Raw genomic sequence first — 22,312 nt, forward strand, 5'->3', positions numbered from 1 at the left:
GTGGATAAAACTGCAAAATACATACAAAAAAAGACTAAATGTGAATGTATTCAGAAAAATGATGGCACTATTGTAATATATTCAGCTTTGAATGACATTGAAAATCACTTACTCTTTCTACGTGATGATGAAAAGTGTAGGCTTGAATTATTAGTTGACGTTTTTGGAGTTGATTACCCAGATAGAAAAAAACGTTTCGAGCTAATATACAATTTGCTCAGCCTTGTGCACAATATCAGAGTGCACATAAAGCTTCAGTTATGTGAAGGTGATATACCTCTAAGTGCAGCAAAGATATTTAACGCAGCTTCGTGGTTTGAGCGTGAAGTATTTGATATGTATGGAATAGAGTTTTCTAATCACCCAGATTTACGTAGGATTTTAACGGATTATGGATTCAAAGGTCATCCAATGTTAAAAGATTTTCCTCTCACTGGCTACGAGGAAGTAAGATACGATATAGAGGCAAAAAAGGTTGTATATAATCCTATAGACTTACCGCAAGATTTTCGTATGTTTGACAGCTTATCCCCTTGGGAAGGTAGTAAAGCCACAAAAGTAAATATAAAGGAGTAGAAAATGACAGCACAAAGAAAAAAAATATCTTTGATTGGTGCAGGAAATATCGGTGGGACTCTTGCCCATATGATTGCACTAAGAGAGCTAGGAGATGTTATTTTGCTTGATGTAAGCGATGGAATACCACAAGGTAAAGCACTTGACATTACAGAATCATCTCCTATTGATCGATCTAATGTCAATATTACTGGTACAAATAGGTATGAAGATATAAAAAACTCTGACGCAATTATAATAACTGCTGGCATTGCCAGAAAACCTGGAATGAGCAGAGATGACCTTCTGCAAACTAATGCTGCAGTAATGAAAGAGGTTGGGGAAAATATTAAAAAACATTCTCCAAACGCATTTGTAATAGTGGTTACCAATCCTTTAGATGCTATGGTTTCAGTAGTATACAAATCTTCAAGCCTGCCAACTAATATGATTGTTGGTATGGCAGGAGTGCTTGACTCTGCTCGTTTTCGTTATTTTCTTGCAAGTGAGTTAAATATTTCTGTCGAAGATGTATCTGCTTTTGTGCTTGGAGGACATGGTGACACTATGGTACCACTAATCAATTATGCTTCAATTGCTGGCATTCCACTTACCCAAATCATTGAGATGGGTTTGATTACGCGAGGAAAAGTTGATGAAATAGTTGAGCGTACTCGTAATGGTGGAAAAGAAATAGTTGATCTACTTAAATCTGGATCTGCATACTATGCTCCTGCATCTTCAGCCATAAGCATGCTAGAATCATACTTAAAAGATAAAAGGCGTATATTACCATGCGCTGCTTATCTTAATGGTGAATATGGTGTGAAAGACTTATTCATTGGTGTTCCTACTATTATTGGCAAAAATGGAGTTGAGAAAGTTCTAGAAGTTAAAATGAACGATAGTGAACAAGAGATGTTTTATAAATCTGTAAGTGCAGTAAAAGAGCTCTGTCAGCTAAATTAATTGCCCTATAGAATTTCTTTGAGCTCAAGCTTCGAAAACAGTCTAAAAAAATTATTTGTAGTTATTTTTGCTACTTGTTCCGGCGATTCATTCCATAATTCTGCTAAACAATTCACAACATATTTCACCATTGCCGGTTCATTTTTTCTTCCTCTGTAAGGCTCAGGAGATAGATAAGGTGCATCAGTTTCAACTAAAACACGCTCACGTGGCACATTTTGTGCAATTTCTCTTAGTAAGTTCGCATTTTTAAAAGTAATAATTCCAGAAAATGAAATGTATAATCCCAAGTCCATAGCCTTATAAGCAAGCTCTTTAGAAGAAGCAAAGCAATGCATTACTCCACTAAAAGCGTCCTTCTTCATTTCTGAATTTAACATATCAATCATCTCACTATCAGCATTTCTAGTGTGAATAACTAAAGGTAATCCTGTTACTTTTGCCGCTTCTATATGTGATGCAAAATTTTTTTTTTGATTGCTTTTGTTATCAGATTTATAAAAATCTAATCCGGTTTCACCGATACTAATTACCTTTTTGCCCTTAGTAAATTCAATCAATTCATCAGCATTTATACACTCACCTTTTTCCACAGTAGTATCAAGCGGATGTATACCAACGGAGCAGTAGACTTGATCATAGGATGAAGAGATTTTTAATAATTTAGGGATATCATTAATGCTTATACATATGTTATGCAAAATTCTCACACCATTTTGCTCTGCTCTTGAAATTACCTTTGGTATTTCATCATCAGAAAAATAAATTAGATGACAATGAGAATCAACTATCATAAATAGATCCTTTTATGATAGAAGAAAACTCTTCTATCACTTTTTTATAAACTTCTTTTTTGAACGGTATGGCACTGGCTACCAAATCATCCACATTTTGCCAACGCCACTCTTTGAACTCTGGATGATCAGTATAGTTAATATTAATATCCTTATCCTTCCCACAAAATTTCATTAAGAACCACCTTTGCTTTTGGCCAGAATATCTCCCATTCCAGCATATCGGTATAACTTCCTCGGGTAAGTTGTAATATATCCACTCTTTATTTTGAGCCACAACTTCTGCTTCATCAGTACCAACTTCCTCCAATAGCTCACGTAGCGCTGCCTGCTCTAGCTCTTCACCTTCATCAACTCCTCCTTGTGGCATCTGCCAATAAGAGTCACTATCAAAACGTTTTCCAATAAAAATATTTCCCTGTTTGTTAAATAACATTATGCCAACACAAGGGCGATACTCTTTCTCCTCACTAATCACAAATACTCTCTATTGCTAAATTATCTATCATAGAAGTTCCAACTACTTTTTTACTATTCATTTTTTCAACAATTTTTTTTGCAACTTCTTTTGCGCTTAAGTTTGAGTTATCAATTTCAAGTGAACCTTGAGGCATAAATAGTTTCTTTCCTTTAATTCTTCTCATAGCAAAATCTGAATCAGTAATTTTTCTCTCCTGCTCTCTTTCCTTTAATTGAACGCGCTTTACTAGTTCTCCACTATTACAATATAACACCACAGGGAGAATCTCCACGTTCATTTTTTTACTTAAATTCACCACTGAGTTATATACTTTTTGATCATAGGAATCACCTTTTATCAATTCGTTTGTAAATATATAATGCTTTGATTCTATATGGTATTTTTCCAATATTGCTAACATATTCTCTCTAATCACAAAAATTTCTTCCCATATTTCACTTGTAACCTCAGCGTTTCTGAAATCAATCATATCAAATATGGTATCATTAACAGGTTATTGTCTACTATCACCCCATCAATAATATTACACAGCTCTTTTGCAATCGTAAGTTTGCCACTACCCGGAAATCCGATTAAGTAAATGATCATACCATCAGAAAACTATCATATATTACAAATATATGTATTATAAACGTTACACTAGAAACATATCAAAAATAGTTCATATTCAGAAATTTTGAGTGGTATCATTACAGATAAATTATATAATTTAGAATAATGAATGGTGATACAGAATCAATAAAAAATACAATTGTAGATGTAATAGATCAAAACAAAGGTCAAGATATAGTTACTTTTGATGTACAGAATAAAACTGTCATTGCAAAATATATGATCATTGCATCCGGTGATTCGAGCCGCCATGTAAAAGCATTAGCTGAGCACGTGATGAAAAATCTCAAGCAATATGATAAAATAGATGTAGAAGGTATGGATGAAGGTAACTGGGTGATTGTGAATTTTCAAGGTATAATGGTTCACCTATTCAGGCCAGAAGTAAGAGAATATTATAAGATAGAAGAGTTATGGAATTGATTATCCAGGTAGCTGGTATACACTTGCTCAAATGTTGTAATTTTGAAGGCAACCCTTATGAAGTTGGTGGTGTCATTCCAGTGCTTGACACTGGAATCTAGAAAACTTAATCATAAACGAGCACACTATACAACATTTTTGATGAAATTTCATAATAAACTGGATTCCAGCGTCAAGCACTGGAATGACGCCATCGTTAACAACACCGTTTACACACAAAATAACATATTATGAAACATAAATCCGAGTTTTTAAACTTCATTCAAGAAAGAGGATACCTATATCAATGTACAAACATTGATAGGTTAGACCAGCTATTATCACAAGATAATTATATAATTGCATACATTGGGTTTGATTGTACGGCACCAAGTTTGCATATTGGCAGTCTCATTCAAATCATGATGCTCCGTCACCTACAAAAATTCGGTTATAAGCCAATAGTTCTACTTGGAGGTGGCACAACAAAAATTGGTGACCCATCTGGTAAAGACAAAGCAAGAAGCGTCTTGCCGATAGAAGATATCAATCAAAATATACTTGGTATAAAGAAAACCCTCGAGAAGATGATATCTTTCGATTATGGAAAAACTGGTGCAATCATAGTAAACAACGCAGATTGGTTAGATAACATAAAATATATAGACTTTTTGCGTGATATAGGGACACATTTTTCTGTAAATCGCATGTTAGGCTTTGATAGTGTGAAAATTAGGCTAGATAGGGAGCAAAATCTAAGCTTTCTCGAGTTTAATTACATGTTGTTACAAGCCTATGATTTTGTCGAGTTGAATAAAAAGTATGGCTGTCGTCTCCAGATTGGAGGGTCAGACCAATGGGGAAATATAGTAAACGGAATTGAACTTAGCAAAAAGTTAAATTTACCTGAGCTGTTTGGTCTTACCACACCTCTTTTATTAAACGCACAAGGAAAAAAGATGGGCAAAACTGAAAGTGGGGCAGTATGGCTTGATGGCAGCATGCTAAATTCTTATGACTACTGGCAATATTTTCGCAATGTTGATGATCAAGATGTTGGTCGTTTCTTGAGACTTTTCACTGATTTACCAACTGATGAAATTAAAAAACTAGAGTCCTTGAAGGATCAAGAAATAAATGAAGCAAAAAAGGTCTTGGCAACAGAAGTGACAAAAATATGTCATGGTTGCAAAGAAGCTGAACTTGCACGATCTGCTGCAATCTCTGCTTTTGAAAATGAAGATAGTTCATTGCTTTCTGGTTACACTATCACAAGAGAACAAGTTGCAAATGGCATACTCCTGATAGACTTGCTTCATGACACCGGTTTTGAACCTTCAAAAGGTGCGGCAAAGCGTTTAATACAGGGAAATGGATGTAAAGTTAATGATAATACTATAAACGATGTTAACTATACAATAAACTCTGAAAGCTTTGAAGGTCAGCCATTTATCAAATTATCTGCAGGAAAGAAACGCCATATTAAAATTTTAGTGAGTGAAGTAAGAAAGTAAATTTGTCTCTGTTCAGAAGAATAGCAAAATAAGGTAGCCAAGAAAAGACAATTATAGGGACAAATGGATATCATTGAAGCAGCTGACACTGTGGCAGAATCGCTAGGCAACCCTACTATCGCTAGCAGTTTCTTGCTGTCGATTTGCTGAGATTGGTTTATCAACTTGAGCGTCAGGCTTTGACAATTTATATATAGCATTGCCAACTATTAATGCTGTTGCTGTAATTGCAACTACTGCTATAACTATAGGTATTAACTCAGCTGTAATTGCTCCGGCTGTAAAAAGTGCTATAGATATAGCAGTGCCTAATAATGCAGTTACTCCACCGGCAATCCACCCTTTCTTAATTGCTGGACAATTAAGATAGTATAAAGGAGTCTCTCCCCACATATCTACTGCATTAACATTGACACCTCTTTCTACAAGAGCATCTATTATGGCCATACTGCGAAATAAAGCAGCATAGTGTAAAGGAGTCCTTCTCCATATATTTATTGCATTAACATCTGCACCTTTTTCTATGAGAGCGTTTGCTATGTTTATACTATCAAGATAAATAGTATTATGTAAAGGAGTATCTCCTTTTACATCTTTTTCATTAACATTTGCCCTTTTTTCCATGAGAGCCTTCGCTATATTTTCTAGGTTAAAGGAAGCCACCAAGTGCAAAAGAGTCGCTTTTTCACCATCTTTAAATACATAATTTATATCAAAGCCAGACTTTTCCCACTCTTCATATTCCTTTGAATATCTTTTCAGCTCATTTTGTATTTTTTCAATTACGTTATCTTTGCTTAAATCTTTGTCAACATTAACTAAACTCAATAATTCGTGCCAATTTGAAATTTCCATTGCTATAACCTTACCTTTAATTTTCAATAATGTATTTAATTATATGATAAGAAGTCAATTTAAATAAATTACACATGCATGGAACTTATCAGATAAATATATAATATGAACTAGATTCCAGCGGGCTTTGTTGCATCACTATCTATGAAAGGCTAACTATACAAGCAGCTTATTGAAAATCTTATTTTTTGCAATCAATCTGATTAAATTTAAGAATAGTAATTTATTGTTTGTACTAGTAAATTTAATTCTACTTAAAATAGCTAAAGCATTGAAATTCTTGAATTCTAGCTAGATTAGTGAATGATAGTAAAACTTCTTTTACTTAAATTTAGATATTTACTGACTGTCCTTACTATAAATGCTAGAATAATAAGCTATTGATATTCTAGATTTTATCTTTTATCCATCGTAGACAGCGATGCAACAAAGCCCAATGGCGTCAACTTAAGGAAAGATGTTAAGGAGTAAAATACTGTAAAAAATAGGACCTTTGGTTTCTATTTTATTTCAATAAAGAAGATATCAGTAAAGCTTATCTATTAAGGTGTCACATAGAGGAGTGCTATAAACGACTCAAAGTAGAAGTAGAATTAGAGAATTTTTCTGGGATAAATTTAGAAACAAGAATTTTGTGCAAACTTGGTCATGTGCAATACTTCATATGTGTGATGCACAAGAGCCTTGGAACCCAGATCAAATTGCTGAGTATCGTTTAAATTTTTCAGTTTTATTTGGTGTAATGAGACAGAAACTTTATCAGGTACTTGTTGGAACCAAAAAATTTCCAAGCCCTTTTTAAGTATACGCACTAAAGTTAACGTGAAGATTGTATAGCTGCAATAAAGTAGATAAGCCTAAACGCCATCATGCCTTTAAGAGAGCTTGCTAATTTATTCTCTTAAGTTAACGCCATTGCCTGAACAGATACATAAAAAAGTAGTACTTGCAAGAAAGAGTTACTTAAGAAATTAACTAACTTTGCTATTTTCTCTAACATACCTAGAAGAAATAGATACATTATCTAATGCAGTCCTAATACTAGCATTGTTCTCATTAACAACTACAGCTAGCTCACAAGCATTCAAAGTATATCTACCATATGGAAACAGTACAGTACTTACTTCAGTAAATGCATCTTGTAGCATACTACTATTTTTAGCTCGTATTAAAGTAGAATTGACACATTCATTATTACCTTTATACATAGCAAAGGCAAGTGGTTTAATGACATACGTCACTCCTGTAAGCTGCACAATATCTTTAGAAGTAAGGATATTTCGCAGTGTATCACTATTTTGAGCTCGTATAAAAATAGAATTGATACATTTGTTATTGCCTTTATATATAGCAAAGTTAAGTAGCGTTAAAGTATACGCTATAATATTTAAATACTGTACAATATTTCTAGAAGCAAGAATATTTTGTAATATACCATTTTCTTGGGCTTTTGTTAAAATAACATTAATATACCTTCCCTTATTATGATGTATGGCAAAGCCAAGCGATGTTAAGGTGTACATCAAACCATTTTGATAGTTTATAATATTTGCAGTAGTAAGAATATCTTGTAGTATACCATTGTTTTGAGCTTGTTCTAAATAGAATTAACACATTCATTATTGTCTCTATGTATAGCTAGGCTAAGCAGTGTTAAAGTGCGTCCTCCATCTGTTGGAAATCGTGTAGTATATCCTATTGTAAGAACTTTTAGTAAATCATTCTCTGAGGCTACTTTCAAGATATTACTAATTCCCTCACCATTTGATATTACCTTTTTCAACTTAAAATACAAATTTCGTTGTGCTTGTGTTAAGTTGTTATCATTTAGCATATTCTTGTAACCTCGCTTTAAAGTCAGTGCAGTTTAATTATTCTATGTTAGTATACACCAATAGAAAAAATTTCATCATATGTTCTGGAAAAAATTTACACAGGTTAATGAGGAAATCGTAAGAGAAAGCCTAAAAAAGGTTATAGAGAAGAAAAGTGGTAAGAATGTTGGTGTAGTATCCTCAATTGTTATTAAGGGTAAAGATGTTGCTTTTGCTCTTGAAGTTACTGAGCCAAATGAAGAATTAAGAAAAAATTGTGAGCAAGCTGTTAAGGCGATACCGGGAGTAGGAAAGGTTACTGTAGTTGCTACTGGTCAAAAACAAGCTAGGCAACAAAAAGCTAAACTTCATATCGAAGGAGTGAAAAATATAATTGTCGTTGCTTCTGGTAAAGGAGGTGTGGGTAAGTCGACAGTTGCACTAAATCTAGCTCTTTCGTTAGCAGAATTAAAACATAAAGTTGCGCTAGTTGATGCAGATATATATGGTCCTTCGATTCCTAAAATGTTGGGCACTGAGAAATTAAAACCAGAAATACAGAGTGGTAAAGCAATGCCTATAGAGAAACATGGTCTCTATACTATTTCAATTGGCTATTTTATTGATAAGGACCGCGCAGTAATATGGCGTGGACCTATGATCACAAAAGCACTTTACAATTTGCTAATGGGAACAAGGTGGTCTGATATAGAATATTTAATCATTGATACACCACCTGGCACTGGCGATATACATTTAAGTCTGATGGAGAATTTTAGTTTAACTGGAGCAATAATAGTTTCAACTCCACAGGAGCTTGCTTTAGTCGATGCACAAAAAATTTATGATATGTTCACAAAGCTCAGCGTGCCAATTATCGGCATTGTGGAAAATATGAGCTATTTTGTTCAAGATAATTCAAAAATACACATATTTGGAAAAGGTGGTGCAAAAAAAATGTCTGAAGAGCTGGGAGTCAAACTCTTGAGCAGAGTTCCTCTAGATCCGCAAATATGTAGTGCTTCTGATTGTGGAAATCCTTCAATACTAAGTGAGGATTTAGTAAGGATTTATGAAGGCATTGCTAAAGATGTTAGGTCTTTTGTATGCAGTCTATAAAGTTTTTTTAAACTACTTTTAAAATAGGTAGAATGTAATTTTAGGTGAATAAAATATTTCAAATGGCAGCAGCTACCTCGTATCTGAACAGGCAATAGACTTCTTGGATAACTTAAGAAACAAGTAGTAGAAGCAATATTAGGGAAGGTATAAATTTTGAGCAGGTAAGTAAACTTGATGAAGAGAAGCTTCGAAGACTAAGAGGAGTAAAAAGAAAAACATTGGAAAAATAATAGAAATTTTAATAGAGGAAGAGGCCAAGAAAAAGGCAAGAGGAGGAAAACCAAATATATTTATTAATAGCACTCGAATATTTGTGTAAATACCGTACATATTTCCATATAGTGCAAAGCTATGGAATAAGTGAAAGTTCTTGCTAACGGCTGAATAGAAGATGCATTGATAAAACATCCAGATTTCAGGAAGATAAAGAGCTATTAAAGTTAAATAGGAGTATGCAAAAGTTTTATAAAAAGGGAATGTTCAACTCCCCCATAGAAGATCAAAAAATATCCTTAGGTTATCCAAGAAGTCTATTGTTGGTAAACATAAAAGGCTATTTGCCTTTTTATCTAGTTTATGCAGAAGGTCTATATTTATTGTTGAGTGTGATTTTAGGCATTTCTGCTAAAACGCAACTTTTAAATCGCCAAAATTTCTCCTTGCCTTTACTAATTCCGATTCTTGGAGTGCACACATAATCTGGTTTGAGGTGATATTCATAGAGACAAAATTCATGACTTGTAGTAAGGTCTTGTTTATTATGTTCTTTTGTAATGTTTAATTTTTTGCACAGTATGCCTGGCCCGCCTAAATTTGCTTCAAGCGGTTCAGTGAGCTTTAATCCTCGTATTAACACTGCTGCTGGGAATCCTTCTGCTTCTGTTACAATATTTAGACAATAGTACATTCCATATATAAAATATACGTACGAAAACCCTGGCGTACCAAACATTACTGAGGTTCGATTAGTATAGCCTCTTGCTGCATGACAAGCTGGGTCATCCATTCCTATATACGCTTCAACTTCAGTTATTATTCCACTAAAATTAGAAAATTTCAGAATCTTCCCTAGCAGCTCCCCAGCTACGGTTAAAGTTGGCCGTTCATAGAAATTTCTTGGTAATATTGTGTTATTCATCATAGAAGTACAAGTTACTTACATTTGTAAGCAAGTTATACTATTTTTGCTTTTTCTTATTTATTTAGTCAAGAGCATCTCTGAGAAGTAGAAGTTGGTGTTGTTGTCACATTTGTTACATCTGTTGAAGGCTGCTGTAAAACCTTGACTGATTCAGAGCTCTTTTGTTGCAATTGCGGTACTAACGCTTCATATAAAGATTTTGGCTCACGTCTCTTACCTATTTTGACTTCTTTATTTGCACGCAACTGCTCTGCAGTAACACCGTTGCCTTCAAGGAGAGTTACACCATTCTTACCATCAATGTTAACTTTAACTTTGCATTCTCTTCCATCAACATACCACTTTAAAGTCATTTCATATAACCCACTAATTATTTCATAAACTTTTTCCTCATTATCACTATCATTATTAATATAGAAAGATGCCCCCCTCTTTTTTTCTTGATTAGGATGACAAAATGTAATTGTTCTTACACCATACTCTTTACATATACTACCGCCTAGAAGTTTAGCTATATCTACTCCTTCTTTATTGGCATGTAGCACAACTCTCACGGTAGGATAAACAATATTCTTTTCCCTTTTGCCTTCTTTTATCATTATGGACCCTATAGTATGATTTTTCATACCTTCAGATATCTCTGCTTTAATTTGGTCAGCAATTTTACCTATGATCTCTTTGCCATGATAGTGAGATTCTCCTTTCTTCGGAGAAAAAGGCTCTTTGTTCGTAGTATTAGTGTCTGGATCATTCTGTAACTCAAAGAATTCATCCCATTCTTCATCACTGTCTAATTTGATATATCCACGCTTGTTCTTGCCTGATACTGCATTCTGAATACTAGACGATCCTTCTGTTACAGTTGTACCAGAGCTATTGCTTTTACCTTTTAGAAGAACAAGATGCTCTTCTGACCTTTCTTCCTTACTCAACTTTGAAGCTGCATCACCAAAAGAAGGTTTCTCTACTATATGCGTGTAAGAATTTTTAACTCTACTCTCATTATCAGGTACTGTAGTAGCCCACAAAAGCTTTTTAATATAATCTAACATATGCCACCTCTTACCATTAACTAAATATCAGTATGCAAACTTTGCTATAACTAATCAATAACTAAATTTACTCCAAATAAAATGAGCTGATAAAAAGGTATAAATTGAGATTAGGTAAAGCTTTTGGTATAATATCTAGTTAATTTTGAATAGGCAGGTGATCTCAGCTACAAAGACGTTTTTTATCTCATTTATTTTTGGGTTTATTCTCTTTCCCTATTTTATAAAACTTCTAAAAAAGATAAGTAAAGATGGACAACCAATCAGATCATATGGACCAGAAAGTCATTTAATAACAAAAAAGAATATACCACCTATGGGTGGAATAATAATACTAACTTCTGCTTTATTACCAATCCTGCTTTGGACTCAATTAACACCAGAAATTTCATTGCTGGTATTTATAACTCTATTTTTTGCTCTACTTGGATTTATTGATGACTATTTAAAATTGAAGACAAATCACCACCGAGGTTTAAGTGCAAAAACCAAAATACTTATTCAGTTTGTCGTTACTCTGGTCTGTATGTTTATACTTAAGCTACAATCTGCTGAAGGTTTTACAAAAATTTCTCTATTTAGAGAAGTAGCAATCGACCTTGGCTATCTATATCTTCCGTTTGCTGCATTTGTTATTGTTGGCTCTGCCAATGCTGTGAATCTCACAGATGGTTTGGATGGCCTTGCTGCAACTCAAGCCATTACTTCCTTTGCTTTTTTGGGACTAGTTGCATACATCACTCAGACAGATGTAAACATTACTTTATTCTGCATTGCATTTATAGGAGCTATTTTAAGTTTCTTGTGGTTTAACACACATCCAGCAAAAATATTTATGGGTGATGTTGGAAGCCTATCAATCGGTGCAGCTTTAGGGCTCGCTAGTGTTCTAATTAAAAAAGAGATACTTTTCGCCGTTATTGGAATAATCTTTGTAATAGAGACTTTATCTGTGATTATTCAGGTATCATATTTTAAATATACAAAATTTAGATATGGAGCAGGAAGAAGAATTTTCCTTATGACACCAATACATCATCACTTTGAAAAGAAAGGGTGGTCAGAAAATACAATAGTTATAAAATTTTGGATAATTTCTATCGTTTGTTCGATTTTTGCTTTAACTTTCTTATTATAGGAACTATGAAATATCCAGATTTCACATTAGAAAATACATTATCAGGAATTATAGCAGGAGTAGATGAAGTTGGAAGAGGTCCGCTTGCCGGTCCAGTGATATCTGCAGCTGTAATATTTACTGATAGAGATACGGTTATTGATGGAATAAACGACTCAAAAAAGCTAACCCCTAAGTGTAGGCAAGTTCTATACGAAAAAATAACGTCTGTTGCAAAATTTGGTATAGGAATGGCAAGTGTAGAGGAGATAGACTCATACAATATCTTGCAAGCAACAAAGCTTTCAATGAAACGTGCGCTGGTAAATTTAGATTTAGAACTAGATTATGTGTTAGTTGATGGTAACCAACCACTTGAAGTGAAATGGCAAACAAAGTCTGTAGTGAATGGTGATAGTTTAAGTATATCAATTGCAGCCGCTTCAATCGTTGCAAAAGTTACAAGAGATCGACTTATGGAAGAATTGCATAATAAACATCCTCAATATAATTGGTATAAAAATAAAGGATATGGAACAAAAGAACACCTCAGCGCTATTGGCCTTCATGGAATTACGAAGCACCATAGAAAGAATTTTGCACCTATAAGAATACTATAGCCTTTAATCACTTACCTTTTTTGAAAGGTATGTTTTCATTAAACAGGCAGACTGTACTTGATCCGTTTCTTAAGGTAAATACCGAGCTTACTCTTTCAATTATCAGGTAGTCATCAACTGTACGAAAATTTATCAAGGATTCATATCCTGCAGAATCAACCATAAAAACTGCCGGGAAATCAGAGTTTATTTTATTAAATTGTAGATATGTAAATTTTCCGTCATCAAAAACCTTAATTGGTATTATTGATTGACTGCCTTTAACGTGCGAGATGGAATAGTTAAAATTCAAGCCTTTCTTTATAACCTCAATATCACTTATATCAGGGATAGTGGTATGACTAGCTTGCTCTAGAATATCACCGTTACTCGTTGAATAAATTTCATCACTGTTGAACAGTGGATAAAGAAACCTTACTTCATATGCTAACCTTGGATCATCTAGCCCGTTTGCTTCTTCAGCATGAAACTCGAAATAATAAACTCTTTTATTGGTAATTATAGTTGCATTAGTATCGGCAATATCATCTATAGGCTTAATAAATAATCTATTACCTTGAGGAAGGAGTTGCCAACCGGTTGCATCACCCATTGAAAGACTCTCTATTACCTCCCCTGGCTCAAACAATATGCTGGATTGATAACCATAAAAGCCCGTGTACTTATGTATAGCCTGTGGATTATAATTCATTACCTTTATGTGGTTATCACCAGCTATTGGTCTTGGTTCCTGTTTTGCAAGTGCATAACCACCACAAAAAAATAATAGTGCAACAAAGAGTACCCTAATCATAGCATCAAAATAAACTGATCTTTATTTTATCATTGATAGACATGTACTGCAACTATCAAACTATCCCAGTAGTAAGCGACAGAAAATGCAAGCTTCATAATAATTCATTACTGCAGGAAAAAATTCTTTAAACATTATTTTCATATATGTTAAAATGAGTTGTGAGGTAAATTAGGGAGTGTTAAATAAACCATACGCGTCAAGTTAAGGAAAAGTGGTATAAGGAAGAAAGGAAACGAAAAAAAAACTATTTTATATATTAAGTAATAAAGTTATTAATTTATAGATTCTTCTGAAAAAATTATCTTCTTCTAGATAAGAACTCCCTAAAAAAATAAATGTAACAAATAAAATGCCCATCTCAAATGTTGCTATATTTCACGATATTTCCTTAACTTGACGCGTATGGTTTATTTAACACTTCCTGCAAATTAACTACAGATTTTATGTCTAAGTTACTCCACAAAATTTTTCCTTTCCTTATCCAAGATTCAAATTTATAGTATCGATTCCCTTTTATGAAATATGAGGAGAGTAGACCGACGGAACTTCCCCACCAGTCTCTCGCAGAACTGCACGGAAACCTCTCGGCTTATACAGCTCCCATTATTTAGCCTTTTGATCCTAACCCAAGTGTCCAATGATAGAAAATACTTGGAGACCTCTTTCTCACTTTTCCTAAAAATTGCTTTGCTAGTCTTCCGTGATCACGAAGTTTCTTATATTTTGTCCTGACCCATCTTATGAGGTATCTCTCTATATTCCTGAGAGATGGATACATCTCTGATTTATAAAACCTGCCATAGTACTGAAACCAGCCTCTGACTATTGGATCTATTTTCTTCGATATTTCCTCTAGTGTGGTCCATGTAATCCGATGTATTCTCCATGACTTTATGGTTTTCTTGATCTTCTTCTTGGCTTTGTTACTAATTGCAGGTAGAAATGAGATGAAATAATTCCTCATCTTATTCTTTGCTACTCTAGGTCTAAAAGTATAACCTAGAAAATCAAAGCTTTGTTTAGGAAATTGTTCTTTTCTATCATCATCCTTACTGTACACAATCTGTGTCTTTTCAGGATGTAACTTCAATTTACACTTAGCCAATCTTTCTTCAATCATTACTTTCATAAATCCTGCCTGTCTTTTAGTTCTGCAGTGCACTATCGCATCATCTACATATCTTTCAAATGGTACTGTTGGATAATTTTGTTTCATCCACATATCAAACGCATGGTGCATAAATATGCTTGAAATGATTGGGCTTATTGAACCTCCTTGCGGAACTCCTTTATCCCTTGTTACCCTACTGCCATCTGCTTGCTGAATGGGGGCTTTCATCCACCTCTCAACATACAGTATGACCCATTTGCAGTCTGTGTGTTTCTTGATAGCCTGCAGTGTGACCTTACCCAGAAAAAGTAGACAGAAAGTTAAGACGTTTTTGCTATGAGAATGATGAATCAAAAAGCTCAGGAATGCAATAGTTAATAGTAGAATGTCTACGCTGTTTATTATAAAAAATTTCTATATATTCAAATATTGCGGTTTTAGCTTGTTGTGCAGAGTGTTGTGAAGTATCAATGAGTAACTCTCTCTTAAGTGAACTAAAAAAGCTCTCTGAAACAGCATTATCATAACAACAACCTTTGTGACTCATACTAGAAGTAATATTTTTTGTACTTAGTAAAAATTGATAATTTTTAGAGGTGTATTGCGATCCTTGATCGCTATGAAATAGTAGATTTTTAGCAGATTTGCGCCTACCAATAGCCATGAATAACGCATCTATAACTAATTGCCTATTTACTGCATTACTCATTGACCAGCCAATCACCATGCGTGAATATAAATCTATTATTGCTGCCAAATATAACCATCCTTCATTAGTTTTTATGTACGTAATATCAGTTACCCATATCTTGTTAGGTTGATCAGCGATGAAATTCTGATTTAATATGTTAGGAGTTATAACTCTATTGTCTATTTGTGGTTTTTTACTTTTAAACTTTCGTCTAAGCTTAGCTTGAATGCCATTTTTCTGCATAACATTTTGCACTGTTTTGATGTTATAATTTTTACCTAAAGCCTTTAATTCAGCGTGAATTTTAGGAGCTCCGTATCTGCATTGTGATGCTCGATATACCTTCTGAATATCTTGTATGAGCTCTTCTCTTATTGATTTTTTGTTGTTTTTTTCCTTAGTAATCCATTTATAATAACCACAAGCAGATACGTTCAAAAATCTGCATGATTCCCGTATTTTATAGCATTTTTTATGTTCTTTTATAAAAGAATATTTTACTCTTTTTGGTTTGCAAAATATCCCAGGGCTTTTTTTAAAATGTCTCTTTCCCTCGTTACTCTTGCCAGCTCTTTCTTTAAATCAAACTTTTCTTTGTCACAATGAGCTACTTTCCCTTTTCCTGGAAACGCATCTACTCCAGACATTCTATCATTGTATGTTTTTACCCATCTGCTTAATGAATCACCGCTAATACCCAAATCTCTTGCTATTTTTGCTGATGATTGACCTGTTTCTTTTACTAGTCTTATAGCTTCAATTTTGAATTCTGCTGTATATTCTTTTCTTTTTGTCATACCACACCTCTTTGAAAAAACGTTTTATTTTACTTCAAAAACGTCTTAACTTTCTGTCTACTTTTTCTGGGTAAGGTCAGTCATCCGGAAGTTATTTTCCAGAGCCGGTAAAAGCTGTTGCGATACCAAAAGATACAGGAGGGCAAAGAATTTTATGTGTGCCTTCAGTATTCGACAGGATAGCGCAAACAGCAGCTACAATGTATCTTGAGCCGTTAGTAGAACCGAAATTTCACGAAGATTCATATGGTTATAGACCAAATAAGTCTGCGCTGGATGCGGTATACACAGCACGGAAGAGATGTTGGAAAAATGATTGGACGGTAGATCTTGATATATCTGGGTTTTTCGACAATCTGGACCACGATTTAGCACTGCAGGCTATCAAGAAACACACAGACTGCAAATGGGTCATACTGTATGTTGAGAGGTGGATGAAAGCCCCCATTCAGCAAGCAGATGGCAGTAGGGTAACAAGGGATAAAGGAGTTCCGCAAGGAGGTTCAATAAGCCCAATCATTTCAAGCATATTTATGCACCATGCGTTTGATATGTGGATGAAACAAAATTATCCAACAGTACCATTTGAAAGATATGTAGATGATGCGATAGTGCACTGCAGAACTAAAAGACAGGCAGGATTTATGAAAGTAATGATTGAAGAAAGATTGGCTAAGTGTAAATTGAAGTTACATCCTGAAAAGACACAGATTGTGTACAGTAAGGATGATGATAGAAAAGAACAATTTCCTAAACAAAGCTTTGATTTTCTAGGTTATACTTTTAGACCTAGAGTAGCAAAGAATAAGATGAGGAATTATTTCATCTCATTTCTACCTGCAATTAGTAACAAAGCCAAGAAGAAGATCAAGAAAACCATAAAGTCATGGAGAATACATCGGATTACATGGACCACACTAGAGGAAATATCGAAGAAAATAGATCCAATAGTCAGAGGCTGGTTTCAGTACTATGGCAGGTTTTATAAATCAGAGATGTATCCATCTCTCAGGAATATAGAGAGATACCTCATAAGATGGGTCAGGACAAAATATAAGAAACTTCGTGATCACGGAAGACTAGCAAAGCAATTTTTAGGAAAAGTGAGAAAGAGGTCTCCAAGTATTTTCTATCATTGGACACTTGGGTTAGGATCAAAAGGCTAAATAATGGGAGCTGTATAAGCCGAGAGGTTTCCGTGCAGTTCTGCGAGAGACTGGTGGGGAAGTTCCGCCGGTCTACTCTCCTCATTCTGGTAGCTGGGATGACAAAAAAGAAAGCACTGGTTTCAATATGTGCACATTAGCCATGCATCTGAACGGATACAATTTTTAGCTATAAAATCTTCTAAAAATTTAACACAAAAATTAGTGTCATAAATATTTTTATCAAAAACTATTTTAAAAAAATTTAAATAGAGTTGAAAAATTTTAAAGATGAGATACCCTACCTGAAATGCAACTTCTGTAAAAAAAGAAATATGAAAGGTGAAATAAACGCTGCAGCAAATTTTCAATCAGAAGACTTTGTATCTAAAAATACGGATTTTGATTGTTTAGCTAACCCTATAAGTGCTTCGAATGCAAAGCTAGAGAATAGTGTTAAAGCTAAAGATAAAAAGAATGAGGCGCCTTTTTCCAGTAGAAGAGGCAGCTCGCATGTTTTAGAACTTTTTTCTAATGAAAATGTTGAGATTCACATTCAAGATAAAACGCCTTGTGCTGCTTGGAGTGAATCAGGTATAGCTGGAATATTTAGAGGTATAGCTGGGTTGTTTAAAGGTAGGAATAGTATTAACGTAACCTTTTATCAATCTAAAGTGCAACGTAGCTCTGCAATTGATTACAGTACTACAGAAAGTATAGGGTCACGGCTACTAAATATCTGTAAAGGAGAAGAAGATATCTCTTTTGATCAAGAGATTAATTTTTTATATAAAGAGGGTTATTTGTATGATGTCTTATTGTTGCAAGACGATGAGAATCATGACACACCTTTACATGTAGCTATAAAAAGAAATCGTACTTGTTTTGTAGAAAAACTTTTGTGTATTCTTAAGGAACCATACTGTTCCAGTGAGTTTTACAAACGCAAATATTTTGAACGTAAGCAAGAGAATGAAAAGCCGCTTTTCAAAGTTATTAATACTAAGAACAAGGATGGAAAAGATGCAATTACTCTGGCTATTGAAAGCAATAATTCAGAATGCATTTCAGCTCTTTTTAACTACTTAACTCGTGAAAATATTAACAGAAGAAAAGATGTTGAAAATGAGTACACACCTCTACACGAAGCTGTGCTTCTTAACAAAAATGAAACAATCAAAGAGCTTCTCAAATCAAAGGATATAGATACTGAACTCATAGATAAGGAATCTTACAAAGCATATAATTATACTAATAACCAAGAGGCAATAGAATTGTTTATTAAGCACTACAGTAGTAAAATTAGTGAGTTGCGTATAAAATTAGAAGACAATAATAAAAAACTAGCGCGAATTAAGTGCGTCCTAAACAAAACAAAACTTACTTGCGTATGCTTAGCAGCCTTCGGCTCTTGTTTTAGAATGTATAGAAATTCTCATGACATAATAAATGAAGAAGTGAGTGAAGATATGTTATATTATTCTCTTGCATTGCTTTTCAACACTACAGGTCTAATATTATTTTTTAATTATTTGATAGATACAATACTTTCCAAGTATGAAGAAAAAAATTCTAGTTTGAATAAAGAATCAGACAATTATGTAGAAGAAAGAAACATGTTGAAAAATAAATTGCGTCACTTTCAAAAAAGAGGTACTGGAGTAACTACGCAAATGTATGAGATAATTTCAGTTACACCTGAGTCAGACTTAAGTTACAGTAGATTGTGATTACATCACTTTTTTCAAGACAGGTTATGAAAAAAGTGGGAAAATTTTTCTATAGCTAATCAAGATAAAGACTTACTACTTCCTTTACGAAAGGTTTGATGTTATCATTTTTGAACTATCTTGAATTTACTGAATGAACATTAATATAAGGAATTTAGTTCATGCTTTTTCTAAATTGCCAAGTTTAGGGCCATCATCATCACGAAGGTTAGTTATACATTTGCTCCAGAACAAAGAGAAAGTCATGCTACCGCTTGCATTTTTGATTAGAGAGCTAGCGGATCTTATAATAGAGTGCAAAATTTGTGGAAACCTAGATATTAAATCGCCGTGTTCTATTTGTACTAACCCAAAGCGTGACACCAAGTTAATGTGTGTAGTAGAAGAGTTGGGTGATCTATGGGCATTTGAAAAAGGAAATATATATTCAGGTATGTATCATGTTTTGGGTGGAAGGCTATCAGCAATAAATGGTATAGGTCCAAAAGAACTGAATCTTGATAACATTCCCAAAAGAGTTACAGAATTTAAAATTGAAGAGGTCATTATTGCAATCAATCCGACATTAGAAGGCCAAGTTACTGCGCAATATATAATTGAATTGCTAAAGAATTCGAATGTAAAAATATCGCGCCTTGCTTGTGGTATACCGATAGGTGGAGAAATTGACTACCTAGATGAAGGGACGCTGAAGATAGCGCTTACGTCAAGACAGGATATTAAATAATATTCCATTTCTTCTGAGCAACATACCTTAAAAATACTATAACATACTTCAGCCTAGAAACTTGCTTACTAATTGAAAATATTATACATTTAAATATGATGTTTTAAAATGAGGGGTTATGTTAACTTTTGCACTAGATGGAGTACGTTATACTTATAATTGGTTAATCAAAAAATCAAGATCAACCGCTCTTGATTTCATTGCGCTATTTAACAAAGAATACGCAGATAGTAAACGAATTGGATATATAATAGAAGATCATCTGGTTAAAAAAGATCTGATAAATATTGAGCCTGAACTTGAAATCAAATATGAACTAAAAAGAGATCTGATGAATATTGAACCTAAATTTAAAATCAAATATGACCCATATATCACAAAAATAGATTCTTCAAAAATGTTTAAAGTAATGGAACAAGAGCATAGATCTATTGAAAATCTGAAAAATGTGATTCGAGTAAGAATTGATGATCAAATTAGGTCGGGGGTGTCGAGGTTTAGTTATTCTTATGATGGCAAGGATCCTTATTTTTATGCAAGCGTTCAGGCAAGTAAAATAAGGGGGATAACAAAAGATAATACGGACCTAGTTCTTCTTTTGTGGCTAATGTATATTCATGTGCCTATAGATGAACATGGAAAACTATTAGAGGATCTTGTAAAGAACCACTCCGGTAATAGAGCTGAGATGATAGAAAAGTTATATCTACTTCAACAAGAAGGTAAATTATCAATAACCAATCGTGAGAGCCTAGATAGGATAATTAAAATATCCCCACTGATAGAGAAGGAGTATATTTCAAATGGGAAATTTTCTGTTATGGGAATGATAAGTTCTGGCAATGTAGATGGTTTAACACAAAGGTTAACAAAAGATACAGAAGGAAGGGTAAAAGAATTAACCGGCATAGATATTCAATATAGTCCCGAAAGCAGCTTGAAGAACCTTTCCATTTCTGCAGTGATAGAAAATTATGGATTATTTAAGTAAACTGATTCTTAACTTATAAAATACTATAGTAAAATATAGTGTAAGAGTCTTATGTGCTTAAAAAAACTTACATCCCTAATAACCTTCAGAAAAAAAGAAACGGAACATCTACCCAAGGTAATAACTTGGGAAGGTGATTGCTTAGGCTATAAGCAAGTTGCAAGTAGATTTAGTAATATAATTAAGACAATTGATCAGTCTTTTTCGATCGTATCCTTAGAAGGATATAATGAGTGGGGTAAGACATTTTTTTTGAAAGAATGGGTAAAGGATCTAGAGCAGCAAAATGAAATTGCAGCTTATTACAGCGCATGGGATATTAGTGCGCTAGATCAACCATTGCCTTCTTTTTTGCATTTCCTGTTTGAGGATCTATTTGCATCATACGAAGTAAAAAGAAGCGTTATACAGCAGTTCAAAAACATAAACCAAGAACTATTTTCTCTCAATACATTAGGAAAGCTAATCAGTAAATCTCCACTCGCTATGCTTTCAGTATTTCTCGATGCTGCAAAAGAGGCTGATAAGAAAGACATAGGTTTTGTCTTGGGTGAATTAAATCTTCTCCAAAGGAGAAAAGAGAACATTAGAGATTTTAAAATACAACTAGCAGATGTGGTTAACAAAATCAGAAAAGGTAAAAACATTTATATAATGGTCGATAATCTTGATATATGCCGTCCTAAATTCATTGTCGATTTTTTAGAATCCATAAAGTACATGCTTGATGTTGAGGGACTGGTTTTCATTATCTCTGTTAGTCAAGATAAAAGTAACGTGCAAAGAGCAATCAGCACAATACTTGGACCAAATTTCAGCCTAAAATCTTTTACTGATCTCTCTTTGCATTTGCCAAAACAGCCAATAGAGAAATTTACAAGAAAGCTGTTTCAAAATATTGAATTGCCGAAAAAATCAAAGAGCTTAATTATAGATAGCTTTATATTTTATGCAGAAAGCTTCTCATTATCATTGCAGGCAATAGAATACTGCGTAAAGAAAATAAAGCTATGTTATGCGAAAATTGATCCGAATTTATTTACATTTTTAGTAATACTACAGTCAGTAAACACTGATTTGTATGAGGAATTATATTCATCACCTCAGAAGGCACTGGAGAAGATTGAGAGCGCTTTGATTCTAAACGGTCAGGAAGAATGGGAAAATCTTAAAACTTCTCTTGAGACTACTTTTAAAGAAAAAGAATCAAAGACTCACAAATCTTTGAAGCAAATAAGAGATATTTTATTCTAAGAATAAAGAGAATTGTAGAACA

23 protein-coding genes and 3 pseudogenes are annotated in these 22,312 nt (G+C 33.8%); 14 read left to right on the plus strand and 12 right to left on the minus strand.

The window, feature by feature from the left end; translation table 11 throughout:
- Both ABWU52_RS00650 and mdh read left to right on the plus strand, forming a co-directional pair.
- Window positions 1-576, plus strand: coding sequence for an NADH-quinone oxidoreductase subunit C (locus tag ABWU52_RS00650; RefSeq protein WP_214249946.1), 576 nt, complete (start codon window positions 1-3; stop codon window positions 574-576).
- A gap of 3 nt (window positions 577-579) precedes the next feature.
- The gene (gene mdh / locus ABWU52_RS00655) at window positions 580-1,524 is read left to right on the plus strand and encodes a malate dehydrogenase (protein WP_211907691.1); all 945 of its coding nucleotides are present in this window, start codon (window positions 580-582) and stop codon (window positions 1,522-1,524) included.
- Between the two features lie 5 nt (window positions 1,525-1,529).
- On the opposite strand, the gene ABWU52_RS00660 is transcribed toward mdh, so the two are convergent.
- The 3 genes and pseudogenes from ABWU52_RS00660 to ABWU52_RS00670 form a co-directional block, all read right to left on the minus strand.
- Window positions 1,530-2,318, minus strand: a complete 789-nt coding sequence (locus tag ABWU52_RS00660) for a TatD family hydrolase (protein ID WP_353277025.1) — start codon at window positions 2,316-2,318, stop codon at window positions 1,530-1,532.
- The gene (locus tag ABWU52_RS00665; protein WP_007302261.1) at window positions 2,308-2,796 is read right to left on the minus strand and encodes an RNA pyrophosphohydrolase; all 489 of its coding nucleotides are present in this window, start codon (window positions 2,794-2,796) and stop codon (window positions 2,308-2,310) included. The genes ABWU52_RS00660 and ABWU52_RS00665 overlap by 11 nt, the downstream gene beginning before the upstream one ends.
- Window positions 2,789-3,387 (minus strand): annotated as a pseudogene (locus ABWU52_RS00670) (hypothetical protein). The gene ABWU52_RS00665 and the pseudogene ABWU52_RS00670 overlap by 8 nt, the downstream one beginning before the upstream one ends.
- Window positions 3,388-3,516: 129 nt before the next feature.
- On the opposite strand from ABWU52_RS00670, the gene rsfS reads away from it, so the two are divergent.
- Together rsfS and tyrS are read left to right on the plus strand one after the other, a co-directional pair.
- A complete protein-coding gene (gene rsfS / locus ABWU52_RS00675) occupies window positions 3,517-3,834 on the plus strand; it encodes a ribosome silencing factor (protein WP_007302263.1) in 318 nt (105 codons plus the stop codon).
- Window positions 3,835-4,064: 230 nt separating this feature from the next.
- Entirely contained in the window at window positions 4,065-5,327 is a 1,263-nt protein-coding gene (gene tyrS / locus ABWU52_RS00680) for a tyrosine--tRNA ligase (protein WP_264337800.1), read from the plus strand.
- A 102-nt stretch (window positions 5,328-5,429) separates the two neighbouring features.
- On the opposite strand, the gene ABWU52_RS00685 is transcribed toward tyrS, so the two are convergent.
- Window positions 5,430-6,182 (minus strand): ankyrin repeat domain-containing protein, encoded by a 753-nt coding sequence (locus ABWU52_RS00685; protein ID WP_353277027.1) that lies wholly within the window; start codon window positions 6,180-6,182, stop codon window positions 5,430-5,432.
- Window positions 6,183-6,691: 509 nt separating this feature from the next.
- On the opposite strand from ABWU52_RS00685, the pseudogene ABWU52_RS00690 reads away from it, so the two are divergent.
- Window positions 6,692-7,074: pseudogene (locus ABWU52_RS00690) on the plus strand (IS4 family transposase); the annotation flags it as partial.
- Window positions 7,075-7,153: 79 nt separating this feature from the next.
- Here the strand turns inward: ABWU52_RS00690 and ABWU52_RS00695 are convergent.
- Together ABWU52_RS00695 and ABWU52_RS00700 are read right to left on the minus strand one after the other, a co-directional pair.
- Window positions 7,154-7,705 carry a hypothetical protein gene (locus tag ABWU52_RS00695; protein WP_353277029.1) on the minus strand — a complete coding sequence of 184 codons (552 nt, stop codon included), beginning with the start codon at window positions 7,703-7,705 and terminating at the stop codon, window positions 7,154-7,156.
- 74 nt (window positions 7,706-7,779) lie between these two features.
- Window positions 7,780-8,016 carry a hypothetical protein gene (locus ABWU52_RS00700; RefSeq protein ID WP_353277031.1) on the minus strand — a complete coding sequence of 79 codons (237 nt, stop codon included), beginning with the start codon at window positions 8,014-8,016 and terminating at the stop codon, window positions 7,780-7,782.
- Window positions 8,017-8,095: 79 nt separating this feature from the next.
- Here ABWU52_RS00700 and ABWU52_RS00705 point away from each other — a divergent pair, with 79 nt between their 5' ends.
- Window positions 8,096-9,115 (plus strand): Mrp/NBP35 family ATP-binding protein, encoded by a 1,020-nt coding sequence (locus ABWU52_RS00705; protein WP_353277032.1) that lies wholly within the window; start codon window positions 8,096-8,098, stop codon window positions 9,113-9,115.
- Window positions 9,116-9,264: 149 nt separating this feature from the next.
- Window positions 9,265-9,492, plus strand: a pseudogene (locus tag ABWU52_RS00710) (IS5/IS1182 family transposase); the annotation flags it as partial.
- A 200-nt stretch (window positions 9,493-9,692) separates the two neighbouring features.
- On the opposite strand, the gene ABWU52_RS00715 reads toward ABWU52_RS00710, so the two are convergent.
- Together ABWU52_RS00715 and ABWU52_RS00720 are read right to left on the minus strand one after the other, a co-directional pair.
- The gene (locus tag ABWU52_RS00715) at window positions 9,693-10,256 is read right to left on the minus strand and encodes a DNA-3-methyladenine glycosylase (protein WP_353277663.1); all 564 of its coding nucleotides are present in this window, start codon (window positions 10,254-10,256) and stop codon (window positions 9,693-9,695) included.
- A 68-nt stretch (window positions 10,257-10,324) separates the two neighbouring features.
- On the minus strand, window positions 10,325-11,311 hold the full coding sequence (locus tag ABWU52_RS00720) for a hypothetical protein (RefSeq protein ID WP_353277034.1): 987 nt from the start codon (window positions 11,309-11,311) through the stop codon (window positions 10,325-10,327).
- 157 nt (window positions 11,312-11,468) lie between these two features.
- Between ABWU52_RS00720 and mraY the strand changes: the two genes are divergently transcribed.
- The gene (gene mraY, locus ABWU52_RS00725; protein ID WP_353277036.1) at window positions 11,469-12,449 is read left to right on the plus strand and encodes a phospho-N-acetylmuramoyl-pentapeptide-transferase; all 981 of its coding nucleotides are present in this window, start codon (window positions 11,469-11,471) and stop codon (window positions 12,447-12,449) included.
- Window positions 12,450-12,454: 5 nt separating this feature from the next.
- On the plus strand, window positions 12,455-13,048 hold the full coding sequence (locus ABWU52_RS00730) for a ribonuclease HII (RefSeq protein WP_211907682.1): 594 nt from the start codon (window positions 12,455-12,457) through the stop codon (window positions 13,046-13,048).
- 7 nt (window positions 13,049-13,055) lie between these two features.
- Here ABWU52_RS00730 and virB9 read toward each other — a convergent pair whose 3' ends face one another.
- The 4 genes from virB9 to ABWU52_RS00750 form a co-directional block, all read right to left on the minus strand.
- A complete protein-coding gene (virB9, locus tag ABWU52_RS00735; RefSeq protein WP_007302273.1) occupies window positions 13,056-13,841 on the minus strand; it encodes a P-type conjugative transfer protein VirB9 in 786 nt (261 codons plus the stop codon).
- A gap of 610 nt (window positions 13,842-14,451) precedes the next feature.
- Window positions 14,452-15,309, minus strand: a complete 858-nt coding sequence (locus tag ABWU52_RS00740; protein ID WP_353277038.1) for a reverse transcriptase domain-containing protein — start codon at window positions 15,307-15,309, stop codon at window positions 14,452-14,454.
- The gene (locus ABWU52_RS00745) at window positions 15,290-16,168 is read right to left on the minus strand and encodes an IS3 family transposase (protein ID WP_353277659.1); all 879 of its coding nucleotides are present in this window, start codon (window positions 16,166-16,168) and stop codon (window positions 15,290-15,292) included. Before ABWU52_RS00745 ends, ABWU52_RS00740 begins: the two co-directional genes overlap by 20 nt.
- Complete coding sequence (locus tag ABWU52_RS00750) at window positions 16,144-16,443, minus strand: transposase (RefSeq protein WP_064085359.1); 300 nt, start codon at window positions 16,441-16,443, stop codon at window positions 16,144-16,146. The genes ABWU52_RS00745 and ABWU52_RS00750 overlap by 25 nt, the downstream gene beginning before the upstream one ends.
- A gap of 122 nt (window positions 16,444-16,565) precedes the next feature.
- Here ABWU52_RS00750 and ltrA point away from each other — a divergent pair, with 122 nt between their 5' ends.
- From ltrA to ABWU52_RS00775, 5 genes are all read left to right on the plus strand, one after another.
- Window positions 16,566-17,609 carry a group II intron reverse transcriptase/maturase gene (ltrA, locus tag ABWU52_RS00755; RefSeq protein ID WP_353277665.1) on the plus strand — a complete coding sequence of 348 codons (1,044 nt, stop codon included), beginning with the start codon at window positions 16,566-16,568 and terminating at the stop codon, window positions 17,607-17,609.
- 314 nt (window positions 17,610-17,923) lie between these two features.
- Window positions 17,924-19,318, plus strand: coding sequence for an ankyrin repeat domain-containing protein (locus ABWU52_RS00760; protein WP_353277040.1), 1,395 nt, complete (start codon window positions 17,924-17,926; stop codon window positions 19,316-19,318).
- A gap of 139 nt (window positions 19,319-19,457) precedes the next feature.
- Complete coding sequence (gene recR / locus ABWU52_RS00765; protein ID WP_353277666.1) at window positions 19,458-20,045, plus strand: recombination mediator RecR; 588 nt, start codon at window positions 19,458-19,460, stop codon at window positions 20,043-20,045.
- Between the two features lie 118 nt (window positions 20,046-20,163).
- Complete coding sequence (locus ABWU52_RS00770; RefSeq protein WP_353277042.1) at window positions 20,164-21,036, plus strand: hypothetical protein; 873 nt, start codon at window positions 20,164-20,166, stop codon at window positions 21,034-21,036.
- Window positions 21,037-21,087: 51 nt separating this feature from the next.
- Window positions 21,088-22,290: a P-loop NTPase fold protein gene (locus ABWU52_RS00775; protein WP_353277043.1), complete on the plus strand. Its 1,203-nt coding sequence runs from the start codon at window positions 21,088-21,090 to the stop codon at window positions 22,288-22,290.
- Window positions 22,291-22,312 lie beyond the last annotated feature (22 nt).

Origin of the sequence: Wolbachia endosymbiont (group B) of Villa cingulata (assembly GCF_964028285.1) — a bacterium.
Lineage (GTDB): Bacteria > Pseudomonadota > Alphaproteobacteria > Rickettsiales > Anaplasmataceae > Wolbachia.

Bases quoted from the DNA above. Each gene is read 5' to 3' on its own strand.
- mdh (WP_211907691.1), top strand. From the start codon at position 580: ATGACAGCACAAAGAAAAAAAATATCTTTGATTGGTGCAGGAAATATC.
- ABWU52_RS00660 (WP_353277025.1), bottom strand. From the start codon at position 2,318: ATGATAGTTGATTCTCATTGTCATCTAATTTATTTTTCTGATGATGAA.
- rsfS (WP_007302263.1), top strand. From the start codon at position 3,517: ATGAATGGTGATACAGAATCAATAAAAAATACAATTGTAGATGTAATA.
- tyrS (WP_264337800.1), top strand. From the start codon at position 4,065: ATGAAACATAAATCCGAGTTTTTAAACTTCATTCAAGAAAGAGGATAC.
- ABWU52_RS00685 (WP_353277027.1), bottom strand. From the start codon at position 6,182: ATGGAAATTTCAAATTGGCACGAATTATTGAGTTTAGTTAATGTTGAC.
- ABWU52_RS00695 (WP_353277029.1), bottom strand. From the start codon at position 7,705: ATGTACACCTTAACATCGCTTGGCTTTGCCATACATCATAATAAGGGA.
- ABWU52_RS00700 (WP_353277031.1), bottom strand. From the start codon at position 8,016: ATGCTAAATGATAACAACTTAACACAAGCACAACGAAATTTGTATTTT.
- ABWU52_RS00705 (WP_353277032.1), top strand. From the start codon at position 8,096: ATGTTCTGGAAAAAATTTACACAGGTTAATGAGGAAATCGTAAGAGAA.
- ABWU52_RS00715 (WP_353277663.1), bottom strand. From the start codon at position 10,256: ATGAATAACACAATATTACCAAGAAATTTCTATGAACGGCCAACTTTA.
- ABWU52_RS00720 (WP_353277034.1), bottom strand. From the start codon at position 11,311: ATGTTAGATTATATTAAAAAGCTTTTGTGGGCTACTACAGTACCTGAT.
- ABWU52_RS00730 (WP_211907682.1), top strand. From the start codon at position 12,455: ATGAAATATCCAGATTTCACATTAGAAAATACATTATCAGGAATTATA.
- virB9 (WP_007302273.1), bottom strand. From the start codon at position 13,841: ATGATTAGGGTACTCTTTGTTGCACTATTATTTTTTTGTGGTGGTTAT.
- ABWU52_RS00750 (WP_064085359.1), bottom strand. From the start codon at position 16,443: ATGACAAAAAGAAAAGAATATACAGCAGAATTCAAAATTGAAGCTATA.
- ABWU52_RS00760 (WP_353277040.1), top strand. From the start codon at position 17,924: ATGAAAGGTGAAATAAACGCTGCAGCAAATTTTCAATCAGAAGACTTT.
- ABWU52_RS00770 (WP_353277042.1), top strand. From the start codon at position 20,164: ATGTTAACTTTTGCACTAGATGGAGTACGTTATACTTATAATTGGTTA.
- ABWU52_RS00775 (WP_353277043.1), top strand. From the start codon at position 21,088: ATGTGCTTAAAAAAACTTACATCCCTAATAACCTTCAGAAAAAAAGAA.